This is a genomic window from Ochrobactrum sp. Marseille-Q0166 (assembly GCF_014397025.1).
Taxonomy (GTDB): Bacteria; Pseudomonadota; Alphaproteobacteria; order Rhizobiales; family Rhizobiaceae; genus Brucella.
This window is the reverse complement of record NZ_JACJUO010000001.1, coordinates 525,621-547,968: the sequence shown is the minus strand read 5'-3', so window position 1 is coordinate 547,968 and position 22,348 is coordinate 525,621. Positions and strand designations below refer to the sequence as shown.

Here is a 22,348-nt window from a genome sequence, read left to right as displayed (position 1 = left end):
AAAGCCCGAAAAGAGAATTGCGCCCTTTAGCAGGTGCAGAAAACAGGGTTAGCATAGATTGCGTTTCTCGGTGTCCAGTGCAGCGAGCCGGTGTTTGCCCGGCAATATCGTAGCCAGACTTCGTCCTTTGACGAAGCGGCTCGATGCTATGCTAAGTGGCACCGATGCACAGTCCAGTGCACAACGTTCGTCAGCAGTGGCTTTTACCGTACGTGTTATGAGTGCGGCAATCGCACTTATTTCGCAGGTTGTGCTTGCGCGCTGGATGGGAGAATTTCAGTACGGAATTTTTGTGCTTGTCTGGCTCGCTATGGTCATCATCGGTGATCTCTCTTGCTTTGGACTACACACCACTATCATTCGCTATGTGCCTGAATATATTCAACACAATCTTTTTAATCCGTTGAGCGGCATAATCTATACAGGACGCATTTTTGCCTTTGTATCTGCAACAATAATAGCGCTGCTCGGCTATCTGCTGCTCTACCTACTCAGAGACAGTGTAGAGAACTATTATCTTATACCGTTCATTCTGGGTCTCATTTGCCTGCCAATGATCGCACTTGGCAATATGCTTGATGGCATTGCCCGATCCCGGTCGTGGATCGTCTTGGCTCTGGCACCAAGCTATATCGTACGTCCTTTACTGGTGCTTCTTTTCATGATCGCCGCGCATGCTATCGGACTGAAAGCTTCAGCGATAACTGCGCTCAGCGCTTCCATCGCTGCAACCTGGATAACAGCTGTTGGCCAATTGCTCACGGTCAATCATTCGCTCACGACAGAGATTCCAGCCGGGAAAAAGGAAATTCTCTTTTCGCACTGGATGAAAGTGGCGCTTCCAATGTTTTTGGTCGAGGGCTTTTTCTTCCTACTCATCAATATTGATGTGTTGATGGTCGGCCACGCAATGGAACCGCAAGATGTAGCAATCTATTATGCTGCGACAAAAATCATGGCGCTTGCACACTTCGTCTATTTCGCAGTCAAAGCTGGTGTTGCGCAGCGCTATTCCGACTTACTGCACAGTGGAAATCGTACTGAATTCGTACTCTTTGTAGAAGCCTCTACAAGCTGGACATTCTGGCCAACACTCTTTCTGAGCATCATTATTCTGACTCTTGGCTATCCTTTGCTTATGCTTTTCGGTAGCGGTTTCACGCAAGGCTATCCGCTGCTCTTCATACTCATCGTCGGTGTAATTGCCCGTGCAAGTGTTGGACCGGCTGAAAGCCTTCTTAATATGTCGGGCAAGCAGAATATTTGTGCCCTCCTCTACGCTTTAACGCTGATGGTTAACATCGCTCTCAATCTGATACTCATTCCACACTTTGGATTAATGGGCGCAGCATTCGCAACCGCTTTCTCAATGATGCTCGAAGCATTTCTGCTTTCAACGGCTGTTTACAAGACAATGCAGATCACCATGTTCATTCTCAAAGCCCATAGGCCTTCCCGCAAGGAGACTTTGTAATGGCTGCCAAACCTTTGCTTGAGGAATCCGCAGGTGGACATTCAGCACGTGTTATATCGCAACTGTCCGAAAATGTTGCTGCGATGGATGCCACCAAGCGGCTGGAAGAGAGTTTGCACAATCGCGACATCCCACGTAAACTGGCCGTTTATGGGGCTTCCGCTGGCTTTGAACTTCGCGATGAGCTCGATCATCTAAGCAGTCGTACCATAGAGCCAAATATTTTCTTCAATGCACGGTTTCTTGCGCCGGCAATGCCACGTCTTGAAGATCGTGAAGTGCGTTTCATGGTGATGCGCGACGAAAACGAAATCCGCAGCCGTCTCCGCTTCGTTATGCCCTATACGATTGAACGTCCGGGCCTACCGCTTTCATCCCCCGTCATCCGCGCTTGGGCCACGCCATTTGGTCCGCAGGGAACCCCCCTCATTGATCATGACGATCCTGTCGGTGTGGTCGAAGATCTCTTCGATATTCTCGCTCGAGATCATATCAAGATGCCGGAAGTGCTCGTGCTCCCGGAAATGCGCGCCGATGGTGCAGCGGCAAAGCTGATCCGTTCCGTTGCAATCGGTCGACAACTTCCCGTTGTCTCTATCGAACAAAAGTGCCGCCCGTTTCTCGAAAGCAAGCTGGACGGCGAAGCCTACGTCAAGCAGGCCATCGGATCACATCATCGTCGTGATTATAACCGTTTATGGCGACGCCTCTCCGAAAAAGGAAGGCTCGAACACCGTATTGCACGGACGACCGATGATGTCCGTATTGCCTTCGAGCATTTTCTCATACTTGAAGCGAGTGGCTGGAAGGGGCGACGTGGCACGGCAATGGCTGTAGACCGTTTTCGCGCAGCTTTCGCACGCGAGGCTGTTAATAATCTCGCCGAGCGCGATTGTGTCCGCGTCCATACGCTCGAACTTGATGGCCGGGTAATCGCAATCCTGATTGTTTTCACGGTTTCCGGTGAAGCATGGACTTGGAAAACAGCCTATGATGAGACATTGAAGGTTTACTCGCCCGGCATGCTGCTGATGATCGAAGTCGTCAAGAACCATCTTGAAGACCCCAATATCATCCGGACAGATTCATGCGCAGTACCGGATCATCCGGTGATGTCGCGTCTTTTCAAGGAGCATGAAAAGATCGAAACTCTGGTGATCGGCCTCCACCCAGGAGTCGATAAGTTGGTACGTCAGGCCGCATCGCAAATCCACCTTTATCAACGCACACGCAATTTAACGCGTATCATACGAAATCGCATTCGTAACTTTACCGAACGTAAGTAAATTCAGGTTGTACAGGATGAGATTGGAAACAAATATTTGAGAAAATTGAAAGCTGTGCTATATTTTTCTTCGGGAGAGCGCCTTAAATAAATTATTGAGGGCGAAAATAAGGGTTTGAACTTATTCTTTTTATTTGCGATCAAGCAACTAAAAGAAGACAATGCAATTCGATCCCTTTTCGCTGCTTCAGGAAAGCCGATGCGCCTCCTTTGGGAAGGAGATGCGCTATGCTGGAATATTTATCTTATCTGAAAACAATCGACATGATTGTTCTGGGCTTTATTGCTTTTCTCGTATGCTGGAACATTGTCGAGCACAATTTGCGCCGCTGACGTGACGCGTTATTGCAAGGTCTGCTTATTCAAGCGACATGAGCGACCGGCTTTGTCACCCGTCGCGAGCGCATAGGGCCTGTGTAAAAGTATAATCAGTGAAGGCGCTTTAGAGCGATTGACCTTGTTTCGTTTAGCCGTTATATCCCTCTCCGCTGTCCGCTTTTGGACCATATCAAACTGCTTCGGCAGTCAAGTGCGGGTGTGGTGGAACTGGTAGACGCGCCGGACTCAAAATCCGGTTCCGAAAGGAGTGTCGGTTCGATTCCGACCACCCGCACCATTTTCTGAAAACTCACTTCATCGTTATGACGACGTAACTTGGATAAACTTCAACAAATATAAGCGGCGTCGCATTTTTAATCGTTGCCCGATCAATCGGCGATATTTGAACATTTGTTAGCATTTTCTCAAGCTTGGCGCGATTGTTCTTATCACTAAAAAAGCGATCTTTAACGTCTTCTGGATCAACCTTGCCAAATTGGTGTACGTTTGCACGATCCTGGCGAATAATTCCTGCAACAGTGGTCAAACGCTGGCCAGACGAACTATAATGGTCGCGCTCACTCAATCGCGCATAATAAGAATCGATAGGCTTTTCAGCCGCAGCGACAGGCCCCTGCGTCATAGACATCAATGCTATAGCCAAGATCGGTAAGCGCATGACGCCTCCTTATACCAATTTCATGTAAGAATATTTCTTCGGCACATTTCTTAGTATGACTCCGCCAAGCGGTCAAAATCTGTTTACTAATTCAATTTTCATGACCTCGGAATTGTTCAAGTGCTCAAAATGAGACGGTGAAGACATGTCGAGCGGGCATTCAGGTTTTACCTAACGAATAAGCTTTAGCTATATAAGTGATTATTAAGATGATTCGCACCCGGTTGAATGATTTTCATTCTCATAAAGAGTAAGATAACCAATTGTTTTGATTGGTTTTATATCCGGGAACTCACTTGCGAATTGTCGAACATAATAAAATTCGTCTATCTGTGTTTTTGCACGTGGATTTGTGCGGATAAATTTCACGGCGAGTGGATAGTTGCCTGTAGGAGCACATTCGCTCCACTTTGACGACTAAAGCGGAGCGAGGACACACGATGCGTATAATATTTGCGGCTTTTCTAGCAGGCGTTCTTGCGTCCGGTATGCCAGCCTTCGCGCAATATGAAAAAGAGCTCGGCCCTCTGGCATCTGCTGCAACGTCCCAGATTTTACAGGGATGGACAGGGTCAGCACAAGATGGTTGGTTCGTACTCAATAACCAGCAAGCGAGTGGCTCTGAACAAGCTTTCATGTTGACCGCTGGTACTGCGCCAGATGAGGGCCGCGTTACGCGCGTCGCTTTTGCCGTCAAATCATCCAAACCCAGCGCCTCGATTGGATTGGTTGCTTCTAATCCTGCTCAGAAGGCGATCTGTCTGATGGAGATCACGGCAGATAAATCCGCGAAACTATTCTGCATGGACGATGGTCAGCGGCTTGATATTGCCAATGTACCGAACGCAGCAAAGCTGGATGGCAGTGATATTATCGAAATGGTCGATGTGCCGGGTGTGTCGCGTTTCTTGCTGAATGGCAAAACCATTGGAGATGTACAGGCCTCCAGAGCTCTCGGGGCTCAAATCGGCATCATGGCCTATGACGTCGGAATATTCGCTGTGAGGGGGTTCAGTATAACATCGGATGGGGAGAATGTTCCTACGCAACCGATCACGCCAAGCACGCAAAGTGGCGGAACGCCGCAAACTGCGGATACAGGCGCGCAACAGCAACCGCAGACAGCAGCTCCAACACAAGCTGGATCAGGCGGGCTTTCCGGTCCCATTCCTGATTTCGATGGAAATCCAAACCGCATAGCATCAGTTTATTTTGGTCTCATGCGCAGCATTTTTGCTCATGAGTTCGGGCATGCCTTGATTGGCGAATTGCAATTGCCATCAACAGGCCCTGAAGAAGATGCCGTCGATATCTATTCTGCGCTGCAAATTGTTGAACCAACTATGTACCCATCGGGTGACAAGGACGTCGATGATATGGCGATTGGCTCGGCGACCTATGCTGCATTGCAGTGGTATTACAGCGGCAAGATCAATGAAATGAAGGGCAACGCACCCTCGCCCTGGCAGGATGAGCATACCGCCGATCTGAAGCGGTTTCGCAATATGATCTGTATCATGTATGGCGGAAACCCCAAGGTGTTTAACAGCCTCGCTGATAACGTCCAACTTGACGAACGCACACGTTTCCGATGCTCCGATGAGTTTAACAAACAAAACCGCGCATGGCGTAAAATCCTCGCACCTCACACCCGTGCGGGTGAATGGCATCCCGAAGGTGAACAACCTGCCAATGCACCCGGCGCTCAGATCAAAACTGTTTTTGAGCCATCAACGCGTCGCGTAGGTGATTATTATTATGCTAAGCTTTCAAAAGCTCTGACCGGTTATTTCAACAATCTATCTCAGACTTATGTGCTTCCGCGCCCGATCACTGTTACTTTCCGCGACTGTGACCAGTTAAATGCATGGTATGATCCAAAAGAAGGGTCAATCACCATGTGCTATGACCTGTTTGAACATCTGGCAGTGATGATTTCTGATGTTGAAAGCGGAACCGTAAGAGGCGAACCAGCAACGGAAACAGAAACATCGTCAGCTTCATCCGGTGGGAATACGACCTCTGGGAGCGCTGCTATAGACGAATTGCGCGATGATGGCATCGCAGCCAGTATGGTTCTGTTTCAGGCTCCCTATACGGGCCCAACTCCCAACAAACATGCGAGAGCAACAATCGTTACAACCGTTGACGTTGCAAAAATCATTGCGAATGGCCGAAAGACACTTTTCATCGACACCAGTGGTTTGCCCGAAACGTTGCAGAATGCATATTCGCTTACTGATGCTGGGCGTGATGGTAGCGTAACTGATGGTCTTCAAGAAGCGCTGGACGAGTGGCTCAACGAGAAGGCCAGCGGCGATCGCAGTGTAGGGCTTGTCTTTTTCGGAAAAGGTATGCGTGATCGCTCGTCGTATAATGCAGCTCTGCGTGCCGCTACACTTGGCTGGACGACATTCTGGTATCGTGGTGGCCTCGAAGCTTGGACTGCCAATGGGTTGCCGGTAAGCAAATAGTGGAGCTAACCCTTTTAGCTTTTTGTGTTTCAAAATAGGTAGGAAGATTGCCGTTGCCGACCTTGGATTGGCACCGAGCGGCTTTTATAGCCAGATCCCCCCGTCCCCATTTTAGGGGAGGAGGGGCTCAGCAAGATTTTCTGCAGTTTTGACGCTGATAGGCATTTGGCAAATTCAGAATGAATATTGTCATACCTTCTGTATATTATTGAAGATTATGTCATTATTTGACCACGAGAACAGGGACGGAACTTAGTGAAAGTACTTCTGCGGCCTGACTGCCAAGCAACAATTTGTTGACGCCGCGACGGCCATGCGATGCGATCACGATCAGATCGCTGCCTGTCTGCTTGGCGGCCTCGATGATACCCTGTGCTGGCGACTGGTTCTCAACGTGAAGAGTTTCAGCATCAACGCCCGAAGCTGCCGCCTTGGCTTTTGCTTTGGCGAGCAAATCAGCAGCTGCTTTGGTGATTGCCTCGCGGTACTCTTGGAAGGCGGCAGGGCTGGATGCCCACTCCGCAGCAACGACGATGCCGTAAGATGGCAGAAGTTCAGTAACAGAAACCAGCAGCACCTTCGAGCCAAATTGCTTTGCCAGCGCCACACCCTGCTCTACGCCCTTGTCGGCGAGTTCAGATCCATCGGTTGCAATCAGAATTGTTTTATACACGGCCCAACCTCCAGTTTATGATCACGATCCAACCATGCGCGCTCTTAAAGATAAGAGCATTGATGCGGATCAATCAGACAATAAAAGCTTATAGACATGAGGAGGTTACCGAAAGGGCAACTGATCTGTTTTCGCTAAAGGACTAAGTGATTTTCAAACAAATGATCGTGCGCTTCAGCAGCACCCAATCACCTGTAATAATATGCCAATTATATCCATTTTAAAGAATAAAATTCTAAATTTATCCAATTTGATGCATGGACCCAGCTATGCTTTTGCGCCATTTCCTCATAAACTTCGCCCCAAACAGAAGGAGATTATTCCATGAGCAAGCCCCTTGGCGGAAAAGACGGCGAGACCGCAGGACGCGGTCGCATCTATAATTCCATTCTCGATACGATCGGCAATACGCCGCTCGTGCGTATCGACAAGTTTGCCAAGGAAAATGGCGTTGAAGCCAACCTTCTTGTCAAGCTCGAATTCTTCAATCCATTGGCAAGTGTGAAAGATCGTATCGGTCTTGCGTTGATCGAAGCGCTTGAAGCACAGGGCAAAGCTGTTCCCGGCAAGACCGTATTTGTGGAACCGACTTCTGGCAACACCGGCATTGCGCTGGCTTTTGCAGCAGCTGCCAAGGGCTATCGTCTCGTTCTGACCATGCCTGAAACCATGTCTGTTGAACGGCGCAAGCTGCTCAAACTGCTCGGTGCAGAGTTAGTTCTCACAGAAGGCGCAAAAGGCATGAAGGGCGCCATTGCCAAGGCGGAAGAAATCGCCGAAGGCAACCCGAATGCCATTATTCCGCAGCAGTTTGAAAACCCGGCCAATCCTGAAATTCACCGCCTTACCACGGCTGAGGAAATCTGGAACGACACCAACGGTGAAGCTGACATCCTGATTTCCGGCATCGGCACCGGCGGGACAATCACCGGTGTTGGTCAGGTGATCAAGGCACGCAAGCCTTCCTTCAAGGTGATCGCTGTCGAACCCAAGGATTCGCCAGTGCTTTCTGGCGGCACACCCGGGCCACATAAGATCCAGGGTATCGGCGCAGGCTTTGCACCCAAAACGCTTGATACTGGCATCTATGATGAAATCGTCACCGTTTCCAACGAAGATTCTTTTGCCAACTCCCGCCTGATTGCTCGCATTGAAGGCATTCCGGTCGGCATTTCTTCAGGCGCAGCGCTTACTGCCGCTATCGAAGTTGGCAAACGCCCTGAAAACAAGGGCAAGAATATCGTGATCATAATTCCATCCTTCGCAGAACGCTATCTTTCGACAGCTTTGTTTGAAGGTCTGGAGTAAGTGAGCCGGATTCGGCAAAACAAAAGCCAGAGCGTATGATCGCTCTGGCTTTTTTTATCCGTTCTTTCCAAGTTGTTCCGAAAATCAGCTACCCGTGCGTGCCGCGCAAGCCGGGCCCGGTCCGCGCATGTAATGGCGCTCGGGCCTGTAGCTTGGTGCGACGAATTCACGAATAACATTAACGCTGTCACGCAGCTGAACTATAATGTTCATCGTCTTCACCTCTTCACCAAATTGCTTTTCGAGAATGATGCCCGTCACAGCCTGTTAGGGTTGCTGAAACCCTGAATGTTTCCGAACATCTTAATGAAAACTTTAACAATTAAAGATGAACAACCCCTGAATCGGTATGGTTAAGGTTAAGTTAACAGTAAGGATATTCAGGTTTTCCACAGCCGTGGGAAATTAGTCACAAACTAAAACAGCCGGCGCTTCAACACCGGCTGTCACAAAAATCCAAAGTTCGTTTAACGCGTCGGAACCGGAGTTTCGCCGCGATAATCATAAAAGCCGCGGCCTGTTTTACGCCCCAGCCAGCCAGCTTCGACATATTTGACCAGCAATGGGCATGGGCGGTATTTCGAGTCCGACAGCCCATCATGCAGCACCTGCATGATGGAAAGACACGTATCGAGGCCAATGAAATCCGCAAGCTGCAAAGGCCCCATCGGATGGTTTGCACCTAGCTTCATGGCGGTGTCGATTGCCTCGACGCTGCCCACGCCTTCATAAAGCGTGTAGATCGCTTCGTTGATCATGGGAAGCAGAATGCGGTTGACGATGAAAGCCGGGAAATCTTCGGCAACCGTTACAGTCTTGCCAAGTGCGGTTACAAAATCCTTTGACTTGCGGAATGTGTCTTCCTCAGTCGCAATACCCCGCACGAGTTCAACCAATTTCATGATTGGCACGGGATTCATGAAGTGAATACCGATGAAGCGCTCTGGACGGTCCGTGGTCGAAGCAAGACGCGTGATCGAGATCGACGATGTGTTGGTCGCAACAATGGCTTCGGGGTTTAGCACCGGACAAAGCTGAGCAAAAATCTTGCGCTTGACTGTTTCGTCTTCGGTGGCGGCTTCAATTGCCAGATCAACGCCTGCGAGGTCTTCCATTGAAACAGCAGGACGGATCAGCTTCATTGCGTCGGCACGCTGTTGTTCTTCCAGCTTTCCAGAAGATACTTGCCGCGCCATATTGCCATTGATTGTAGCAATACCCTTTTCAAGACGTTCAGCCGATGCGTCATGCACGAGGACTTCGAAACCTGCCAACGCGCAGACATGCGCAATTCCACTGCCCATCTGCCCGGCACCAACAATACCTACGGTCTTGATTGCCACAGTTTTAACTCCTCCATGCTCACATATGCACGCCTGTCTCACAACTTGCTTAACAAGACAGCACCATGAGAAAAATGCAAGGCGGGAAATAAAAAAGGCGGCAGTATAAACTGCCGCCTTCTGATGACTTAAAGCGCTTTCTGCAGCTCTGGCAGAATGGTGAACAGGTCACCCACGAGGCCATAATCCGCCACCTGGAAGATCGGCGCTTCTTCATCCTTATTGATCGCAACGATCACGCGGCTGTCTTTCATGCCCGCCAGATGCTGGATTGCACCGGAGATACCAACTGCAATGTAAAGTTCAGGCGCAACCACTTTACCGGTCTGACCAACCTGCCAATCGTTTGGCGCATAGCCAGCATCAACTGCTGCACGGCTTGCACCAACGGCGGCGCCAAGCTTGTCGGCAACAGGAAGGATCACTTCCTCAAACTTCTCTGACGAACCAAGTGCACGACCGCCCGAGATGATGATCTTGGCAGAGGTCAGCTCCGGACGATCCGAATCCGACAGTGCGTTTTCAACAAAGCTCGAAAGAGCAGGATCAGCAGCAGCGTTCACGCTTTCAACTGGAGCCGAACCGCCCTCACCAGTTGCCGAGAAAGAAGCCGTACGAACCGTGATGACCTTCTTGGCATCGGTCGACTGAACCGTCTGGATCGCATTGCCAGCATAGATCGGACGCTTGAAGGTGTCAGCGGACACAACTTCCATAATTTCCGACAGCTGCATCACATCAAGCAGAGCTGCAACGCGTGGCAGCACATTCTTGGCCGAAGTGGTGGCTGGTGCAATGATCGTGTCGTAATTGCCGGCGAGTTCAACGATAGCTGCTGCGAGTGGCTCGGCCAGACGGTTTTCCAGTGCATCGCTTTCAGCCAACAGAACCTTGCGCACTCCGACAAGCTTTGCAGCTGCATCAGCGGCTGCTTTCGCACCCTTGCCTGCAACCAGAATATCGACATCGCCACCAATCTGGGCAGCAGCAGTCAGAGCCTTTGCAGTCTGATCGGAAAGGCTTGCATTGTCGTGTTCGGCAATAAGAAGAATAGCCATGTGTTTGTCCCTTCCGATCTGTTACAATACGCCGTCGGCCTTAAGCTTCTCAACCAGCTCGGAAACCGAACCAACCTTCACGCCAGCCTTGCGGCCACCCGGTTCTTCAGTCTTCAGAACCTTGAGACGTGGGGCAATGTCAGCACCGAAATCAGCAGGTGCCTTCTCATCAAGCGGCTTCTTCTTGGCCTTCATGATGTTTGGCAGCGAAGCATAGCGCGGCTGGTTCAAACGAAGATCAACCGTGACAATGGCTGGAAGCTTCACATCAATGGTCTGCAGACCGCCATCCACTTCGCGCGTTACCTTGACCGAACCGTCGCCTAGCTCCACCTTCGAGGCGAATGTTGCCTGGCTCCAGTTGAGCAGTGCGGAAAGCATCTGACCGGTCTGGTTACTATCGTCGTCAATCGCCTGCTTGCCGAGAAACACGAGGTCTGGCTGTTCAGCTTCCACTACCCCCTTCAACACCTTGGCAACGCCAAGCGGCTCGACGGTTTCGTCGGTCTTAACTAGAATTGCACGATCAGCACCCATGGCAAGGGCCGTGCGCAGCGTTTCCTGCGCCTGTGCTGGACCGACCGAAACCACGACGATTTCTGTAACCTTGCCAGCTTCTTTCAAACGGATCGCTTCTTCAACTGCGATCTCGTCAAAAGGGTTCATCGACATCTTGACGTTTGCAAGCTCAACGCCAGAACCATCCCCCTTAACACGGATCTTTACGTTGTAATCTACAACCCGCTTTACTGCGACAAGGACTTTCATCCGCGATTACCTCTTCAATGACTTTTGCGACACGACTATGCCGCCGTGAATCTTTGCCCGCATGTCAGAATCCGACATGAAAACGTTGCTGACAGAAACGCCGTCAAAACCGGCACTTCCCCGCAACATCAGGAACCGGCACGAAACCTAAAGACGGTTGACGTGCGCGTCAATCGCGGATGGCCTGCTATTTCGATTTAAATGAATATATTCTGACAGATAGTCATTCCTTTTTCGCACTAACATTCATCCGATCGCGCCATATCAATTTGAAGCTCTTAGGCATGATTTGTCCCACGATGCATACCCTCCCCTTTTCTTGGCGTTTACAAGCCTGACTTCATGCGGTAGGAGAGCCGCGTAAACATCCGGTCGCAGCCTACCCGGTCAAAACAAGGACTCAAACTATGAAGACGCTTGTCATCTGCTCTGGCGGATTGGACTCCGTTTCGCTTGCGCACAAAATCGCGGCAGAACAACAGCTCACTGGCCTTATCTCTTTTGATTACGGCCAGCGGCACAAAAAGGAACTGAGCTTTGCGGAAGCATGCGCAAAGCGGCTAAATGTTCCGTATCAGATCATCGATATCCGGTCGATCGGCGCCAGTCTGACCGGCTCGGCTCTGACAGATGACGTTGATGTTCCCGATGGTCATTACGCCGAAGAAACGATGAAAATCACGGTCGTTCCCAACCGTAACGCCATCATGCTGGCTATCGCCTTTGGCGTGGCAGCAGCCCAGAAGGCCGATGCCGTGGCGCTCGCTGTTCACGGCGGCGACCATTTCATCTACCCCGATTGTCGCCCTGGCTTTATCGATGCTTTTCAGATCATGCAGAACCATGCGCTCGAAGGATATGCCGATATTCAGGTGCTTGCGCCCTATGTGCACAAGTCAAAAAGCGCCATCGTTTCAGACGGTGTAAAATACAAGGCACCATTTGAAGCCACATGGTCCTGCTATAAGGGAGGCGAGCATCATTGCGGGCGTTGCGGTACCTGCGTTGAACGTCGCGAAGCCTTCCATCTGGCAGGTATCGCAGATCCCACTGTCTATGAGGATGCAGATTTCTGGCGTGCGGTAATCGAGAAAAGGAGCGCCTGATGTTTCGCATCACGAAAGAATTTCATTTCGCCGCTTCGCATCAACTCACAGAACTGCCTGCCGATCATCAATGCGCGCGGCTGCACGGGCACAATTACATCGTTGAGGTGGAACTGTCGGCAGCCGACCTCAATGAGCATGGTTTCGTGCGTGATTATCACGAGTTGGCGCCACTCAAGCGCTATATCGATGATGAACTCGACCACCGCCATCTCAATGATGTGCTTGGGCATAATTGCGTCACAGCAGAGTTTCTGGCGCTGCATCTTTATGAATGGTGCCAAGCACGCTGGCATGAGGTCACCGCCGTGAGGGTCAGCGAAACGCCAAAAACATGGGCTGAATACCGCCCGGAACGTCTGCAACCATGCTTTCTAAAGCAATGATCAAGTGTCCAGAAATCCGCATCAGCGAGATTTTCGGCCCTACCATTCAGGGCGAAGGTGTGTTGAGCGGCGAGCCGACTGTTTTCGTGCGCACGGGTGGCTGCGACTATCGCTGCGCATGGTGTGACAGTCTGCACGCCGTTGAAAGCCGCTTTCGCCATGACTGGAAACAGATGAGCATTGAGGCTATCTGGCATGAAGTGACGACACTCTCTGGCAAAAAGCCAATAACAGTGTCACTTTCCGGTGGCAACCCGGCCATTCAGCCTTTGGGGCCGCTGATCGATCATGGACACAAGCAAGGTTATCGCTTTGCACTCGAAACACAGGGATCTGTGGCAAAGGGCTGGTTTTCCCGGCTTGATACGCTGGTTCTAAGCCCAAAACCGCCCTCTAGCGGCATGGAGACAGATTGGGATGCACTCGCTGCATCCATTGATGCTGCAGGACCAAAACCAAAGACCGTGCTGAAATTCGTGGTCTTCGATGATGCGGATTATACCTTTGCGAAGGCGGCATCAGCACGTCATCCGCATTTGGCTGTCTACCTTCAGCCCGGCAATCACACACCGCCGCCGCCCGAAGATGACGATGCCCGCATCGACATGGACGGTATCATGAACCGCATGGAATGGCTGATCGACAAGGTGATGGCTGATCGCTGGTTTGAAGCCCACGTTCTGCCACAGCTTCATGTGCTGATCTGGGGCAATAAGCGTGGTGTCTGAAACCATCCGCGACGCGCATTGTCGTCAGGCCGTGGCGAAAATAGTGATCTGTTGAGCATCGGAGCGGAGCTTACTTGAAGTAAGTGAGCACAGAAGCGCAAACAGAACGCCATTTGCAGACCGGCATCACGGCAATGCCTATCTATTTTGGCCTGGCACCCACAACACATCCTTTGCGCCGTTTTCATTGACGGCGCGGGCGGCGACGAAAAGGAAGTCGGAGAGGCGGTTTATATATTGCAACGCTTCCTTCGAAACCACTTCGCCTTCGGTCTTTGCAAGCTGCACCATCAAGCGCTCCGCACGGCGTGACACGGTGCGTGCCAGATGCAATGCAGCAGATGCAGCAGAACCGCCCGGTAAAATAAACGACCTCAGCGGCGGAATATCCGCGTTCAGATAGTCAATGTCGGATTCCAGCCTTTTAACCTGTTGCTCAACGATACGCAGAGGTTCGTAGGAAAGCGGCTCACCCTCGTCAGGCGTTGAAAGATCTGCACCAAGATCGAACAGATCGTTCTGGATGCGCATGAGCATAACATCAATATGCACGTGATCTGCATCCTGCGTGTGCTGCCGAACCAGGCCAATACAAGCATTGGTTTCGTCAACCGTACCGTAAGCCTCTACACGAAGATCAGATTTCAACCTGCGCGGCCCCGAGGTCAGGCCAGTGGTACCATCATCTCCAGTACGTGTATAAATCTTGTTGAGCTTGACCATGCTTACTGTCCGCTTGCCTGTCGTGCGAAATAGATAGCACCCACGACCAGTAGAATTGCAACAAATTGCAACAGTACTCGCAGTTGCATCATCTTATTGGAGAAATTGCCATCCCCGCCCCGCATCATATTGCGCAGGCCTATAAGCAGCACAATCGCCACGGCAAGCACAGCCACCATGGATGCGGCTTTGAACAAAAAGTCCATTTAGTTCCCTCCCATAATCCGCCGTATTCTTTTATTTCAAGACTGATCGGACAGCATTCGGTAAAGCCAGCGTGACGGCAGCAGGCGTCGAGCAAGAATACCCAGTTTCGCAGGTCGCGTAACAGCATAATGCGGACGCGGCTTGGACGCCTCCAATGCATGTACAAGTACCGCGTAAACTGCCTCAGGACCAAGCTTGTTTTTTGATTTTGTACCACCGCCTTCAAGCTTTGCCATCTGTCGCTGATATAATTCGCGATGCACGGAATGTTCCAAATCGATATTGGCGCGCGCATGCATGGCTGCATTATAGGTGAACTGTGAGGCAATCGGCCCTGGCTCTATCATGGACACCTCAATGCCAGACCCTTCCAGTTCCATACGTTGCGCCGTCATCAGCCCTTCCAGTGCAAATTTCGACGCAACATAGGCACCGCGCCATTTCATCGGCACAAGGCCCAAGATCGATGAACAATGCACGATCCGACCATGCCCCTGTGCGCGCATGGTGGGGATAATACGACGTGTCAGATCATGCCAGCCGAAGAAATTGGCCTCAAACTGCGCGCGCAACGCTTCTACGGGAAGATCCTCAATGGCGCCGGGCTGCGCATAGGCACCATTGTTGAAAAGTGCGTCCAGTCTGCCATCCGTTGCACGCAAGACTTCGTCGACTAGCGCCTCGATCGATTGCGGTTCGGTATAATCGAGATAAAAAGCCTCAATACCTTTGGCTTTGAGTGCTGCAATATCCTCATCTTTTCGTGCGGTGGCAAACACACGCCAGCCCGCCAGATGCAAGGCCTCGGCACAATAAGCTCCGATGCCGGAAGAACATCCGGTTATCAGAATGCTGCGCTTTGCATTTTTTGAGACCATGGCGTGTTTCCTACGGCAGGATTTTGGGCAGAGTGCTTGATTCGCAAAAGGTTTAAAACAGCTCGCCCCTTGCATTTCCCAATTCGATGCTAGATTTAAGGCCTTGAATCCAAATAGCTGAACTGAAAGGGGCAAATCTGCGGATGCGAAAAGTCAGGCGTTTTCTCCGTCAGATCACCTTTGACGTTTACGGTCATTTCAGCAGTGACGATGGATGGGCCTTTGCCTCACACATTGCTCTGTCCGGGTTGATGGCGCTGTTTCCATTTCTCATCTTTGCAACGTCCCTCGCCAGCTTTCTCGGTACCAAGGAGTTTGCCAATACGGCAGTGCATGTCATTTTCGATATGTGGCCGTCCAATATTGCAGGGCCTATCGCCAATGAAGTGATGAACGTTTTGACGGTTCAGCGCGGCGGACTTCTGACCTTGAGTGTGATTGCCGCTGCCTATTTTGCTTCCAACGGTGTCGAAGCGCTGCGCATGTCGCTCAACCGCGCCTATCGCGTGATTGACCAGCGCTCGATCATCTTCTGCCGCCTGCAAAGCTTAGGCTTCGTGCTGATCGGCACGATAAGCCTGATGGCTATCAGCTTTCTGCTGGTTCTTGCTCCGTTGGCCGTGCGCCTGGCCGAGCAATGGTTTCCTGACATCGCGCCATTTACAGGCACAATTGCCATCTGGCGCTATACTATTGCAGTGATCGTTCTGGTGCTCGCACTCTTCATCGTGCATATCTGGCTACCTGCCGGAAAACGCCGCTTGAGCGACATTCTCCCCGGCATCGTTATCACGTTGGTTGCGTGGCTGGCAGCCGCGACTGCTTTTGCAAAATATCTCGAAACTTTTGCAAATTACGTCACCACCTATGCGGGCCTCGCCTCGATCATGGTGGCTATCGTTTTTCTCTATATGTTATCGGCAATCTTTATCATCGGTGCTGAAATAAACGCCGCAATCATGAACTTTCGCAAGCGCGAACAGCAGCCCGATCTCATCGACGTAAAGTCGTGAGTGCCACACCGAGCGTAGTCACAACCATACCAGCAATCTGAATGGGCCCCAGCGTTTCGCCAAAAATCAGATAGGCCATAATCGCAGCCGTGCCCGGCACCAGATAGAAAAGCGATGCAACTTTCGACATCGCACCTTCGCGGATCATCACTAGAAGTGCCAGAATTGCACCGATTGAAATCGCAAGGGTCAACCAGACCAGAGCAAAAATAAGCTGTGGCGACCAGACCATCACCCGCGTTTCAAACATGAAAGCACAGGTCCCGGTTAGCGCTGCGGCTGCAATATATTGCACCGCTGTCCCCGTTTTAAGATCCGCCGCCGTGCCAAATCGCTTCTGCCATACGGTTCCGGTGCTGATTGCAAGCACCGCGACAAAAGCTGCAAACAAGCTTTGCGGGTCAACACCGCTATGGCCTGAAAACTTCGGCCAAACCACCATCGTAACGCCAACAAAACCGATCAGCAGCCCCAGCCATTGCCGCCCACTGGCACGTTCGCCCAATAGAAGCGCTGCAATCAATGTGGTCAGCATCGGCTGAAGACCCGCGACAAGCCCCGACATGCCTGCTGGCAGGCCATGATGCACGGCCCAGAAAAGTGCAGAGAGATAAACACCATGGATCAGGCAGCCAGCGATGGCTGCGTGCATCAGCACTTTTCCCCTCGGCCAGACGCTATGGCTGGCTAAAGCCCAGATGATCATGATGAGCGCTGCAATAGAAAACCGCACCGCCATAAAACTGAATGGTTCTGCATAGGGCATAGAAAGCCCAGCCCCGATGAAGCCGGTGGCCCAGAGCAGAACAAACATGAGGGGGAAAAAGCGGGTAGCCATGATCAGAGACTCTTTTCTTTGGCGCCTGCTCTAATCCGGTTCGGAGAATTGCGCTATCGCATAAATCTCAACGCTGCGATCAATTTGCCAAATGCCTCGCTTCTGCCTATGAAAAGGCATGGACACTCAGAACGACACAATCCGCATTTTTGTTGATGCCGACGCCTGCCCGGTAAAGGCGGAAGTCTACCGCGTTGCCGAACGGCACGGCTTGGCCGTTGTTCTCGTGGCCAACAGCTATATCGCCATCCCGCGCGATATTGAACGCGTCGAACGTGTCATTGTGTCCGACAAGCTTGATGCGGCTGATGACTGGATCGCTGAAAATTCCCGCCCTGGCATTGTCGTCATCGCCGCTGATATACCGCTGGCAAGCCGGTCGATTGAGATGGGCGCATCGGTCATAGCGCCCAATGGTAAGGTGCATACGGCAAGCACTATCGGCAACACACTCGCAACGCGCAATCTGATGGATTCACTGCGCTCCGCAGGTGAAGTCACGCGCGGGCCAGCACCCTTTTCTCCCAAGGATCGCTCAGCGTTTCTGTCAGCGCTTGAACTGGCGATTGTCCAGTTGAAACGCTCCGGCTTTAAATCAGCTTGATCGGATCGAGGCTGTCGCAATACCCGCACCGACCAACATCGTTCCGCCTGCCCGATTGAAGATGCGAAGGGCGCGTTCATTTGCAAAGAAGCTGCGGGCGCGTGTAGCAATCAGCGCATAAGCAAAGGCATTGACAAATGCCAGCACAAGGAACGTGCTTTCAAAGACCAGCATCTGCGTCATGAAATCACGATGCGGGCTTAAAAACTGCGGCAGGAAAGCCACGAAAAACGTAATGCTTTTCGGATTGAGCGCCGTGACCAGCCAAGCATGAAGCAGCATCCGTACGGGCTTGACTTCATCGTGCCGCGCCTTGGCGTCCATTATGCCGCCCGCCCGAAACAACTTTATACCCAACCAGATGAGATAGGCAGCACCGACCCACTTAACCGCAGTAAATACCGTCGCTGACGCGGCGAGAAGTGCACCGACACCCAGCATGGAAAGCGTCATGGCGGTAAAATCACCAATCGCCACGCCAATTGCCATGGGGAGAGCTGCTTTCCAGCCCTGCCCAAGCGCATAGGACACGGCAAGCAAAACCGTTGGTCCTGGAATAATCAGGAGCACGATGGATGCGGCAGAAAACGCCAGCCAGATTTCAATACTCATGGGCAACTTCCTCTCTCAAGAAGAGGAAGCCACCGAACGGTGAAATTGTCTATCTAAAGTTTTTGCGCAGCTTCGATCAGCTTAATCGCGTCAGGTCCATCCCATGGAGCCGGCCCATTCATTGAGGCAATCTGACAGCCGTCTTTATCAACCAGCAGCGTCACAGGCAGGCCAAAAGCCAGATTCTTACGCTTTAATTCATTGAAACTCGACATGGTGGCATCGCGATTGAGGCTCAGATTCTTGATGCCGATCTCTTTGAGAAACTTTTTCGGCTTTTCATCCGATCCGGTATCGATATTGATGGCAACGACATCAAAATCGCTTCCGCCCTTTTCTGCCTGAAGATTATCAAGCTCCGGCATTTCTTCGCGGCACGGCGCGCACCACGTCGCCCAGAGATTAACAAGCAGCGTCTTGCCCTTGTAATCGCCAAGTGTTGTCTGCTTGCCATCGGGTCCAGTGAAAGCAATATGGGCTACAGAAATCGGCTTCTCGGCGGCACGCATAGCGGCAACACTGCCCGTCACCGCCGCATCAAGCGCTTTCAGACTATCCGCCTTGAACGCACATTGTGCGGAAGCCTCATCACTTTGAACGTAAACTTTGCCGACTGGTGCATTGCCAGAAGGCCGTTCCATCACGTATACCGCGCCTATACCGGCGATGACACCGGCAAGTGCTGCAAGAAGGACAATCTTCCGATTGCCTGACTTTGCCTTAACGTTGTCTTCAGCCATAGCGCGTCACTTTCCGTTAGAGCGCCGTGCATCCAATTGGATGCACAAAGGACGCTCTCACTTGTTTAATCTACGCATCGTGCTTTCCAAAATCGATTCCGATTTTGAGCCGATGCGGTAGTCTTGCATCCGAGGCATACGAGCATGAGCGAACAAAAATCAAGCAATCAGATGTGGGGCGGCCGTTTTGCCTCAGGGCCCGATGCGATCATGGAAGAGATCAATGCATCGATCGGCTTCGACCGCAAGCTGTATGCACAGGATATTCAGGGCTCGCTCGCCCATGCTGCCATGCTTGCAAAGACAGGCATCATTGCGGCAGACGATCACAAAAAGATCGAAGACGGCCTGAAAACCATCCTCAAGGAAATCGAGGACGGCAAATTCGCTTTCTCGCGCAAGCTTGAAGACATTCACATGAATATCGAAGCGCGTCTTGCCGATCTGATTGGCGCCTCCGCAGGACGTCTGCATACAGCCCGTTCGCGCAATGATCAGGTGGCTGTTGATTTCCGCCTTTGGGTCAAGCAGGAAATGCAGAAGACTGCCGCGGCTCTTAAAGGCTTGATCGAGGCTTTCCTTGAGCGCGCCGAAGAACATGCCGCAACCGTCATGCCGGGCTTCACGCATCTACAGACCGCGCAGCCCGTCACCTTTGGTCATCATTGCATGGCCTATGTCGAAATGTTTGGCCGCGATCTGTCGCGCGTGCGCGATGCGATTGAACGCATGGACGAATCGCCTTTGGGTGCGGCAGCGCTCGCCGGAACTGGCTTCCCGATCGATCGCCACATGACTGCGACAGCTCTCGGTTTCCGCGAGCCAACCCGCAACTCACTCGACAGTGTTTCTGACCGTGACTACGCGCTGGAATTCCTGTCGATTGCTGCCATTTGCGCGGGTCACCTGTCGCGTCTGGCTGAAGAAATCGTTATCTGGTCCACACCGCAGTTCAATTTCGTGCGCCTGTCTGATGCCTTCTCGACCGGCTCGTCGATCATGCCGCAGAAGAAGAACCCGGACGCCGCCGAACTGGTTCGCGCCAAGACCGGCCGTATCAACGGCTCGCTTGTTGCACTTCTCACCATCATGAAGGGTCTGCCGCTCGCCTATTCCAAGGATATGCAGGAAGACAAGGAACAGGTTTTCGATGCAGCCGAAAATCTGGAACTCGCAATTGCCGCCATGTCCGGCATGGTGCGTGACCTGACCATCAATGTTGCAAGCATGAAGAAGGCTGCAGGTTCTGGTTATTCAACCGCTACCGATCTGGCCGACTGGCTGGTTCGTGAGCTTGGCCTTCCTTTCCGTGACGCCCATCATGTGACGGGCCGCGCCGTGGCTCTGGCCGAAAGCAAAAAGGTCGATCTCTCCAGGCTTTCGCTGGAAGACCTTCAGTCGATCAATCCGGGTATTACCGATGCGATCTTCGGCTATCTGACGGTTGAGAAGTCGGTCAAGAGCCGCCAGTCTTTTGGCGGAACAGCGCCACAGGAAGTGCGCCGCCAGATCCGTTATTGGAAAAAGCGCATTACAAAGGCGTAAGCTGAGCATGTTAGTGAGATCGCTCTTGAAGGAGTGATTTCACTTTCAGATATTTTGGGTTAGACCTGACCCATAGGACAAATTCGGGAACCAAAGCTGATGACAGGCCGCTCCGCCATTTCCTCCGTGCTTCTGATCGCCGCTCTTGCAGCCATTCTTGCCGCTTGCGGACGAAAAGGCCCACTTGAGCCACCGCCAGCACAGCTCATCACCAATGAACAGGGTCGCACAGTTGAGAAACCGAAGGAAGACAAGCCCTTCATACTCGACAAGATTCTGTAATAGCTTATCAAGCAGGGACTGTTTCCCGTGAATCATTTTGAATATCGCGACGGCGTTCTCCACGCCGAAAATCTGAGCCTGCCCGACATCGCAAAAGAAGTCGGCACGCCTTTTTACGTCTATTCGCGCGCCACGATCGAGCGCCATTTCCGCGTCTTCAGCGAAGCCTTTGCGGATATGGAAACGCTGGTAACTTACGCGTTGAAGGCCAACTCGAACCTGGCTGTTCTCAAGATACTCGCCAAGCTTGGCGCAGGCGCTGACACGGTTTCAGAAGGTGAAATCCGCCGCGCCTTGGCTGCCGGTATCCCGGCCAACAAGATCGTGTTTTCCGGCGTTGGCAAAACCCCGCATGAAATGGATTTTGCGCTGGAAGCAGGCATCTACTGCTTCAACGTCGAATCCGAACCGGAGCTGGAAATTCTTTCCGCCCGCGCAGTCAAGGCGGGCAAGGTTGCATCTGTATCCCTGCGCATCAATCCGGATGTCGATGCCAAGACCCATGCCAAGATTTCGACCGGTAAATCCGAAAACAAGTTTGGCATTCCACGCATAAAAGCCCGTCAGGCCTACGCGCGCGCAGCAAGCCTGCCCGGTATCGATGTTGTCGGCATCGACATGCATATCGGTAGCCAAATCATTGATCTTGAGCCTTTCGACGACGCTTTTGCACTGATGGCGCAGCTGGTTGAGGAATTGCGGTCTGATGGCCACAATATTCGCCACGTTGATGTCGGCGGGGGCTTAGGCATTCCTTATCGTACCGATAACAACCCGCCACCGCTGCCGGTTGCCTATGCGGAAATCGTTGCAAAGCACATTAAGCCGCTTGGTCTCAAAACCGTGTTCGAGCCGGGCCGCCTGATCGTCGGCAATGCCGGTCTGCTGGTAACGGAAGTTATTTTCGTGAAGGAAGGCGACGCAAAGAACTTCGTCATCGTTGATGCAGCGATGAATGACCTCATTCGTCCGACCCTTTACGAAGCTTTCCACGACATCAAACCGGTCAAGGAAACCAAGGATAATGCCCCACGCATCCGCGCCGATTTTGTCGGCCCTGTTTGTGAAACCGGCGACTATCTAGGCCTTGACCGTGAAGTGGCAAAGCCTGCTCCCGGTGACCTGATCGCTGTCTGTACGACGGGCGCTTATGGCGCAGTTCTGTCGAGCACCTACAACAGCCGTCTTCTGATCCCTGAAGTGCTGGTGGATGGTGATCGCTACCACGTCATTCGTCCACGCCGCACTTACGAAGAGCTTCTAGCACTCGATTCTGTACCGGACTGGCTATAAATTAGAGGCCCAG

At 51.9% G+C, this 22,348-nt stretch carries 24 protein-coding genes and 1 tRNA gene; 13 read left to right on the top strand and 12 right to left on the bottom strand.

Features of this window, described 5'->3' with window-relative positions; translation table 11 throughout:
* Positions 1-58 precede the first annotated feature (58 nt).
* The 3 genes from H5024_RS02585 (at position 59) to H5024_RS02575 (ending at position 3,375) form a co-directional block, all read left to right on the top strand.
* The gene (locus H5024_RS02585; RefSeq protein ID WP_187543890.1) at positions 59-1,474 is read left to right on the top strand and encodes a polysaccharide biosynthesis C-terminal domain-containing protein; all 1,416 of its coding nucleotides are present in this window, start codon (positions 59-61) and stop codon (positions 1,472-1,474) included.
* On the top strand, positions 1,474-2,760 hold the full coding sequence (locus H5024_RS02580) for a GNAT family N-acetyltransferase (RefSeq protein ID WP_187543889.1): 1,287 nt from the start codon (positions 1,474-1,476) through the stop codon (positions 2,758-2,760). Before H5024_RS02585 ends, H5024_RS02580 begins: the two co-directional genes overlap by 1 nt.
* A gap of 530 nt (positions 2,761-3,290) precedes the next feature.
* Positions 3,291-3,375: transfer RNA gene (locus tag H5024_RS02575), tRNA-Leu, on the top strand.
* 12 nt (positions 3,376-3,387) lie between these two features.
* On the opposite strand, the gene H5024_RS02570 is transcribed toward H5024_RS02575, so the two are convergent.
* Positions 3,388-3,741 carry a hypothetical protein gene (locus H5024_RS02570; RefSeq protein ID WP_187543888.1) on the bottom strand — a complete coding sequence of 118 codons (354 nt, stop codon included), beginning with the start codon at positions 3,739-3,741 and terminating at the stop codon, positions 3,388-3,390.
* Between the two features lie 455 nt (positions 3,742-4,196).
* On the opposite strand from H5024_RS02570, the gene H5024_RS02565 reads away from it, so the two are divergent.
* Positions 4,197-6,230 carry a DUF4344 domain-containing metallopeptidase gene (locus tag H5024_RS02565; RefSeq protein WP_187543887.1) on the top strand — a complete coding sequence of 678 codons (2,034 nt, stop codon included), beginning with the start codon at positions 4,197-4,199 and terminating at the stop codon, positions 6,228-6,230.
* A 223-nt stretch (positions 6,231-6,453) separates the two neighbouring features.
* On the opposite strand, the gene H5024_RS02560 is transcribed toward H5024_RS02565, so the two are convergent.
* A complete protein-coding gene (locus H5024_RS02560; protein WP_187543886.1) occupies positions 6,454-6,903 on the bottom strand; it encodes a universal stress protein in 450 nt (149 codons plus the stop codon).
* Between the two features lie 324 nt (positions 6,904-7,227).
* Here H5024_RS02560 and cysK point away from each other — a divergent pair, with 324 nt between their 5' ends.
* The gene (gene cysK, locus H5024_RS02555; protein ID WP_187543885.1) at positions 7,228-8,211 is read left to right on the top strand and encodes a cysteine synthase A; all 984 of its coding nucleotides are present in this window, start codon (positions 7,228-7,230) and stop codon (positions 8,209-8,211) included.
* A gap of 84 nt (positions 8,212-8,295) precedes the next feature.
* On the opposite strand, the gene H5024_RS21490 is transcribed toward cysK, so the two are convergent.
* From H5024_RS21490 to H5024_RS02540, 4 genes are all read right to left on the bottom strand, one after another.
* The gene (locus H5024_RS21490; RefSeq protein ID WP_273729048.1) at positions 8,296-8,424 is read right to left on the bottom strand and encodes a hypothetical protein; all 129 of its coding nucleotides are present in this window, start codon (positions 8,422-8,424) and stop codon (positions 8,296-8,298) included.
* Between the two features lie 254 nt (positions 8,425-8,678).
* Positions 8,679-9,554: a 3-hydroxybutyryl-CoA dehydrogenase gene (locus tag H5024_RS02550; RefSeq protein ID WP_187543884.1), complete on the bottom strand. Its 876-nt coding sequence runs from the start codon at positions 9,552-9,554 to the stop codon at positions 8,679-8,681.
* Positions 9,555-9,682: 128 nt separating this feature from the next.
* Positions 9,683-10,612, bottom strand: a complete 930-nt coding sequence (locus H5024_RS02545; RefSeq protein WP_187543883.1) for an electron transfer flavoprotein subunit alpha/FixB family protein — start codon at positions 10,610-10,612, stop codon at positions 9,683-9,685.
* A gap of 21 nt (positions 10,613-10,633) precedes the next feature.
* Positions 10,634-11,380 (bottom strand): electron transfer flavoprotein subunit beta/FixA family protein, encoded by a 747-nt coding sequence (locus H5024_RS02540; RefSeq protein ID WP_187543882.1) that lies wholly within the window; start codon positions 11,378-11,380, stop codon positions 10,634-10,636.
* A gap of 407 nt (positions 11,381-11,787) precedes the next feature.
* On the opposite strand from H5024_RS02540, the gene queC reads away from it, so the two are divergent.
* The 3 genes from queC to queE are packed head-to-tail and all read left to right on the top strand — an operon-like array spanning position 11,788 to position 13,600.
* Positions 11,788-12,486 carry a 7-cyano-7-deazaguanine synthase QueC gene (gene queC, locus H5024_RS02535; protein ID WP_187543881.1) on the top strand — a complete coding sequence of 233 codons (699 nt, stop codon included), beginning with the start codon at positions 11,788-11,790 and terminating at the stop codon, positions 12,484-12,486.
* A complete protein-coding gene (gene queD, locus H5024_RS02530) occupies positions 12,486-12,872 on the top strand; it encodes a 6-carboxytetrahydropterin synthase QueD (RefSeq protein ID WP_187543880.1) in 387 nt (128 codons plus the stop codon). The genes queC and queD overlap by 1 nt, the downstream gene beginning before the upstream one ends.
* The gene (gene queE, locus H5024_RS02525; protein WP_247875202.1) at positions 12,854-13,600 is read left to right on the top strand and encodes a 7-carboxy-7-deazaguanine synthase QueE; all 747 of its coding nucleotides are present in this window, start codon (positions 12,854-12,856) and stop codon (positions 13,598-13,600) included. The genes queD and queE overlap by 19 nt, the downstream gene beginning before the upstream one ends.
* Positions 13,601-13,738: 138 nt before the next feature.
* Here the strand turns inward: queE and H5024_RS02520 are convergent, their stop codons facing one another.
* From H5024_RS02520 to H5024_RS02510, 3 genes are read right to left on the bottom strand one after another with little or no spacing between them, the layout of a single operon-like run.
* Positions 13,739-14,323: a cob(I)yrinic acid a,c-diamide adenosyltransferase gene (locus H5024_RS02520; protein ID WP_187543879.1), complete on the bottom strand. Its 585-nt coding sequence runs from the start codon at positions 14,321-14,323 to the stop codon at positions 13,739-13,741.
* Positions 14,324-14,325: 2 nt separating this feature from the next.
* The gene (locus tag H5024_RS02515) at positions 14,326-14,529 is read right to left on the bottom strand and encodes a twin transmembrane helix small protein (protein ID WP_187543878.1); all 204 of its coding nucleotides are present in this window, start codon (positions 14,527-14,529) and stop codon (positions 14,326-14,328) included.
* A gap of 36 nt (positions 14,530-14,565) precedes the next feature.
* Positions 14,566-15,408, bottom strand: a complete 843-nt coding sequence (locus H5024_RS02510) for an SDR family oxidoreductase (protein ID WP_187543877.1) — start codon at positions 15,406-15,408, stop codon at positions 14,566-14,568.
* Positions 15,409-15,551: 143 nt separating this feature from the next.
* On the opposite strand from H5024_RS02510, the gene H5024_RS02505 reads away from it, so the two are divergent.
* Positions 15,552-16,421: a YihY/virulence factor BrkB family protein gene (locus H5024_RS02505; protein WP_187543876.1), complete on the top strand. Its 870-nt coding sequence runs from the start codon at positions 15,552-15,554 to the stop codon at positions 16,419-16,421.
* Here H5024_RS02505 and H5024_RS02500 read toward each other — a convergent pair.
* Positions 16,402-17,259, bottom strand: a complete 858-nt coding sequence (locus H5024_RS02500) for a DMT family transporter (RefSeq protein WP_187543875.1) — start codon at positions 17,257-17,259, stop codon at positions 16,402-16,404. The genes H5024_RS02505 and H5024_RS02500 overlap by 20 nt on opposite strands.
* 118 nt (positions 17,260-17,377) lie before the next feature.
* Here H5024_RS02500 and H5024_RS02495 point away from each other — a divergent pair, with 118 nt between their 5' ends.
* On the top strand, positions 17,378-17,863 hold the full coding sequence (locus tag H5024_RS02495; protein ID WP_187543874.1) for a YaiI/YqxD family protein: 486 nt from the start codon (positions 17,378-17,380) through the stop codon (positions 17,861-17,863).
* Here H5024_RS02495 and H5024_RS02490 read toward each other — a convergent pair.
* Together H5024_RS02490 and H5024_RS02485 are read right to left on the bottom strand one after the other, a co-directional pair.
* On the bottom strand, positions 17,855-18,475 hold the full coding sequence (locus tag H5024_RS02490) for a LysE family translocator (RefSeq protein WP_187543873.1): 621 nt from the start codon (positions 18,473-18,475) through the stop codon (positions 17,855-17,857). The genes H5024_RS02495 and H5024_RS02490 overlap by 9 nt on opposite strands.
* A gap of 53 nt (positions 18,476-18,528) precedes the next feature.
* Positions 18,529-19,215: a TlpA disulfide reductase family protein gene (locus tag H5024_RS02485; protein ID WP_187543872.1), complete on the bottom strand. Its 687-nt coding sequence runs from the start codon at positions 19,213-19,215 to the stop codon at positions 18,529-18,531.
* Positions 19,216-19,359: 144 nt separating this feature from the next.
* On the opposite strand from H5024_RS02485, the gene argH reads away from it, so the two are divergent.
* The 3 genes from argH (at position 19,360) to lysA (ending at position 22,335) form a co-directional block, all read left to right on the top strand.
* Positions 19,360-20,760, top strand: a complete 1,401-nt coding sequence (argH, locus tag H5024_RS02480) for an argininosuccinate lyase (protein ID WP_187543871.1) — start codon at positions 19,360-19,362, stop codon at positions 20,758-20,760.
* A 99-nt stretch (positions 20,761-20,859) separates the two neighbouring features.
* Complete coding sequence (locus tag H5024_RS02475; protein WP_187543870.1) at positions 20,860-21,042, top strand: lipoprotein; 183 nt, start codon at positions 20,860-20,862, stop codon at positions 21,040-21,042.
* A 27-nt stretch (positions 21,043-21,069) separates the two neighbouring features.
* Entirely contained in the window at positions 21,070-22,335 is a 1,266-nt protein-coding gene (gene lysA, locus H5024_RS02470; protein ID WP_187543869.1) for a diaminopimelate decarboxylase, read from the top strand.
* The last annotated feature ends 13 nt before the right edge of the window (positions 22,336-22,348 follow it).